The 4,362-nt window shown below is 68.1% G+C and carries 6 protein-coding genes; 5 read left to right on the top strand and 1 reads right to left on the bottom strand.

Annotated features, from left to right (window positions below; translation table 11 throughout):
• From ACMUOO_RS16545 to ACMUOO_RS16525, 5 genes are all read left to right on the top strand, one after another.
• Positions 1 to 475, top strand: a 475-nt coding sequence (locus tag ACMUOO_RS16545) for a VOC family protein (RefSeq protein WP_413855748.1), incomplete at its 5' end; no start/stop codon positions are given.
• On the top strand, positions 472 to 960 hold the full coding sequence (locus ACMUOO_RS16540; RefSeq protein WP_301919023.1) for a GNAT family N-acetyltransferase: 489 nt from the start codon (positions 472 to 474) through the stop codon (positions 958 to 960). The genes ACMUOO_RS16545 and ACMUOO_RS16540, both read left to right, overlap by 4 nt.
• A 63-nt stretch (positions 961 to 1,023) precedes the next feature.
• Entirely contained in the window at positions 1,024 to 1,707 is a 684-nt protein-coding gene (locus ACMUOO_RS16535) for a molecular chaperone DjiA (protein WP_301919022.1), read from the top strand.
• A 4-nt stretch (positions 1,708 to 1,711) separates the two neighbouring features.
• Entirely contained in the window at positions 1,712 to 2,743 is a 1,032-nt protein-coding gene (locus ACMUOO_RS16530) for an endonuclease/exonuclease/phosphatase family protein (RefSeq protein ID WP_301919021.1), read from the top strand.
• Positions 2,744 to 2,787: 44 nt separating this feature from the next.
• Complete coding sequence (locus ACMUOO_RS16525) at positions 2,788 to 3,138, top strand: AAA+ family ATPase (protein ID WP_301919020.1); 351 nt, start codon at positions 2,788 to 2,790, stop codon at positions 3,136 to 3,138.
• On the opposite strand, the gene ACMUOO_RS16520 is transcribed toward ACMUOO_RS16525, so the two are convergent.
• Positions 3,139 to 4,362: exopolyphosphatase (locus ACMUOO_RS16520; protein WP_413855747.1), on the bottom strand; the 1,224-nt coding region annotated here is incomplete at its 5' end.

The following is a 4,362-nucleotide window of genomic DNA, read 5'->3' as shown; positions in this document are numbered from 1 at the left end:
GAGCCTCGGTCCCGGCGAGTATCTCGAAGTCATCGCCATCGACCCCGAGGCGCCCGGACCGGAGCGCCCGCGATGGTTCCGGCTCGACACCTTCACCGGGCCGCCGCGGCTGACGAACTGGGTCCTGCGGACCGACGATCTTGCCGCGGCGCTTGCCGCCGCGCCGCCGGGTGCGGGGCTGCCGGTCGCGCTTGAGCGCGGCCCCTATCGCTGGCGCATGGGCGTGCCGGAGGACGGCCGGCTTCCCTTCGACGATGCCTTTCCGGCCCTCATCGAGTGGCAGGGCGACCGTCACCCGGCCGCAGCGCTGCCCGACCGCGGCTGCCGCCTGCGGCGGCTCGAGATTGCGCATCCGAAGGCAGACCGTCTCCGCCCGCTTGTCCCTCTGTCCGACCCGCGCATCTCCATTGTCGTGGGCCCGAAGGCGATCCGCGCCGAGATTTCCACGCCGCACGGCGACTGGTGGATCGAATGATCCTGCGACCGGCCGAGGCGGAGGACCTGCCGCAGCTCGCCGCCTTCTGGAACGGCATCATCCGCGAGACGACGATTACCTTCACCACGGTTCTCAAGACCGAGGAAAGCCTGTCCGCTATGATCAAGGCGCGGCGGGCGGCGGGACGCGAGTTCTTCGTCGCCCGCGAGGGCACGGCCATCGGCTTTGCGAGCTACGACCAGTTCCGCAGCGGCCCGGGCTACGCACATGCGATGGAGCACACGATCCTGCTGCCGCCCGAGCTTCGCGGCCGCGGCGCTGGCCGCGCGCTCATGGACCGGGTGGAGGCCCATGCGCGGGCCGGGGGTGCGCATACGCTCTTTGCCGGCGTCTCGGGCGAGAACACGACCGGCATCGATTTCCACGCCCGCATCGGCTTCGACGTATCGGCACGCTATCCCGAGGCGGGGCGCAAGTTCGACCGCTGGCTCGACCTCGTGCTGATGATGAAGAAGCTCGGCTGAGGGTTGAATTGCCGCACGTCCCGGCCGGATGACAGAACGCTGCGCTGCGGCTAGAGTGGGTCCATGTCGATCTGGACCCGCATCTCCGACGCGATTGCCGCCCTTGCCAAGGGCGAGGGGCTCGCGTCCGTCTTCGACAGGCTGAAGACGCCACCGGAACTGTCGGTCGGCTTCACCATCGCGGTGATCGCGCTCGGCGCAAAGATGGCCAAGGCCGACGGCCAGGTGACGCGCAACGAGGTGACCGCCTTCCGCGAGGTCTTCGCGATCCCGCCGGCGGAGGAGGAGAACGCGGCGCGCGTCTTCAACCTCGCCCGGCAGGATGTGGCCGGCTTCGACCTCTACGCGGGCAAGATCGCCGCCATGTTCGGGCCGGGGGACCCGGTGCTTGTGGACCTCATGGAGGGGCTCTTCCACATCGCCATGGCCGATGGCGACTATCACCCGCACGAGGACGCCTTCCTGCGCGAAGTGGCCCGAATCTTCGGCGTCGACGACCGCTGCTTCCGGTCGCTTCTGACCCGTCTCGTGCCCGACGCGCCGCGCGACCCCTACGACGTTCTCCGCGTGCCGCATGGCGCCCCGATCGAGGAGGTGCGCGCGGCCTGGCGGCAGGCGGTGCGCGACAGCCACCCCGACCGGATGCGTGCGCGGGGCCTGCCGGAGGAGGCGTTGAAGATGGCCGAACAGCGGCTTGTCGACATCAACCGCGCCTGGGAGGAGATCCAGGCGCGCAAGGCGGCCTGAGGCGATGCGGCTGGCAACCTACAACGTCGAGTGGTTTTCCAATCTCTTCGACCGCAACGGCGTCATGCTGGAGGACGGCGGCTGGTCGGCGCGCTACAATGTGACCCGCGCCGACCAGCTCGGCTCGCTCGGCATCGTCTTCACCGCGATGGACGCGGATGCCGTGATGATCATCGAGGCGCCCGACAACAACCGCCGGCACAAGACGGTGGCCATGCTGGAAGCCTTCGCCGCCCGGTACGGCCTGCGCACCCGCAAGGCACTTCTGGGTTACGAGAACGAGACCCAGCAGGAAATCGCCCTGCTCTACGATCCTGACAAGCTCTCGGCCGAGCACGATCCGATCGGGCTGCCCGACGAGCCGGTGGAGGGTGTCTCGACCCCGCGCTTCGACACCAGCTACCGGATCGACCTGAACATCGACAGGACACTCGACACCGTGCGCTTCTCCAAGCCGCCGCTGGAAGTCGCGGTGACCACGGCGGCCGGCGCGCGGCTGCGCCTGATCGGCGTTCACGTGAAATCGAAGGCGCCGCACGGCGCGGAAAGCGAGGCGCAGGTCAAGCGGCTCGCCATCGAGAACCGCCGCAAGCAGCTTGCCCAGTGCATCTGGCTCCGCGAACGGGTGCTGGAACACCTGCGCGCGAAGGAAAGCCTGATCGTGATGGGCGATTTCAACGACGGCCCCGGGATCGACGAATACGAGAAGCTCTTCGGTCGATCGGGGGTGGAGATTGTCCTCGGCTGGGACGAGCCGCACGAGACGCGCCTTTTCGATCCCCACGCCCGCGTGGCCTTCGGCAAGAAGCTTGCCGCGATGCCCTCGACCGCGCGGTTCTACCTCGACGACAAGGGCGCCTATTTCTCGGCGCTGCTGGACTACATCATGGTGTCGCCGGACATCCGCGCGAAGGGGCCGAAGTGGCGAATCTGGCATCCGTTCGACGACCCCGGCTGCTACCGCGTGCCGGAATTGAGGGAGGCGCTCCTGACCGCGTCGGACCACTTCCCCGTCACCATCGACGTCGATCTTTGACCTTCCGGCTGTGAAACCGGCGGTGGAGGGACTATATTCGCGTCATGACCCGCATCGCTCCCGCCCTTGTCGCCCTGATGCTCGCGGCCGCGCCCGCCGGCGCCGAAGATCCGCCCGCCTCGCCCGAGGAAGGGTTCAGCCTTCTGGAGGAGGGTGCGAGGATCATCCTGCGATCGCTCATCGACGAGATGGAGCCCGCGCTGAAGGACATGCACAAGGGCCTGGGCGACGCGATGGAGGAGATCGGGCCGATGCTCGGCCAGTTGGTCGAGATGATCGGCGATGTCCGCAACTACGAGGCGCCGGAGATGCTGCCGAACGGCGACATCATCATCCGTCGCAAGCGCCCCGAGGGCCTGCCCACACCGGGGCCGAACGGCGAGATCGAGCTCTGATCAGTCCGCGACCACGGTGACGCGCGCCGTCGCGCCGAGCGCGTCACAGAGCGACTTGAAACGGGCTTCCGCCACCTCACCGAACAGCGCCTGCAATCCGGCCCGGAGCCGCAGTTCCAGAACCTTCTTCTTCGGTCGCCACAAGAGTTCACCGGCATCCTCGGGCGACCTGACCGCGAACATCGCGCCGAATCGCATGGCCTTGCCGAGCACCTCGGCCTCGCGGAGTTGCCGGGCATCGAGCAGCGTGAACAGCGGTTCCATCCGCGAGCCCGAGCGCGAGTTCTTGTAGCGGTGGAGCAGCGCCAACCCCAGATAGACCCGCTCGCGATGGCTGAGTCCGCCGAGATTCGCGCGTGTCGCATTGTCGAAACAGGCCTCGGCACGGTAGTCCGGATGCGCCCGCCACGTCGTGTCATGCAGGAGACATGCCGCCTTGATGACCCGCTGACGGGACTCCGGCAGGTCGACGAAGATCGGAAGGATGAACTGGTAGAGCTTCTTGCCGAAGCCCGGCATCCGCGCCATCGTCCGCTCGGCATGGCGGCAGGCCTCGATCAGCGGGTCTCGCATCCTCAGCCGCTCGGGCATCTGCTCGTAAAGCAGCCCCTCGCGGATGCCGTAGGAGGACACGTCGATCTCTTTGGGCCGGAAGGTCAGCACAAGCTGGCGCAGCACCCGCGCAGCGAGCGGCACCAGTCCGAGCCGGGCCTCCGAAGTGCCCGTCTTGGCCTTCAGCGCGGCAATGTCGCTTTCGGCGATCCAGTGCGCCGTCTGCAGCACCGATTGCGGCCCCATGCGGTATTCGTGCAGCACCGTGAGGGGGTAGTTGCGCCGCGCCATGTCGAGCCGGGCGAAGGCGCGCCACGAACCGCCCACCAGGTAGATGCGCTCGTGCCCGCGCCCGACCGTCTCGGCAAGCGTTTCCATCGTCGCCTCGATGTAGCGCTGGATGCCCTTGCCGCCGCCCGTCACCTGCTGGAGCCGGAAGGGACCGAGCGCCGAACTCACCCGCCGGCCGACCTTCCCGCCCGATACCTCGGCCAGTTCCATCGAGTTGCCGCCGATGTCGCAGACGAGCCCCTCTGCCTCCGGCCAGCCGAGAAGCACGCCCTGCGCCGAAAGGCGCGCCTCCTCCCGCCCGTCGATCACCCAGAGCCTGAGCCCCGTCTCGCGCTCCACGATTTTCTGGAATTCTGGCCCGTCGGAGGCCTCGCGCACGGC

The organism is Albidovulum sp., assembly GCF_041919395.1.
Taxonomy (GTDB): Bacteria; Pseudomonadota; Alphaproteobacteria; order Rhodobacterales; family Rhodobacteraceae; genus Albidovulum.
This window is presented reverse-complemented; position numbering and strand designations above follow the sequence as displayed.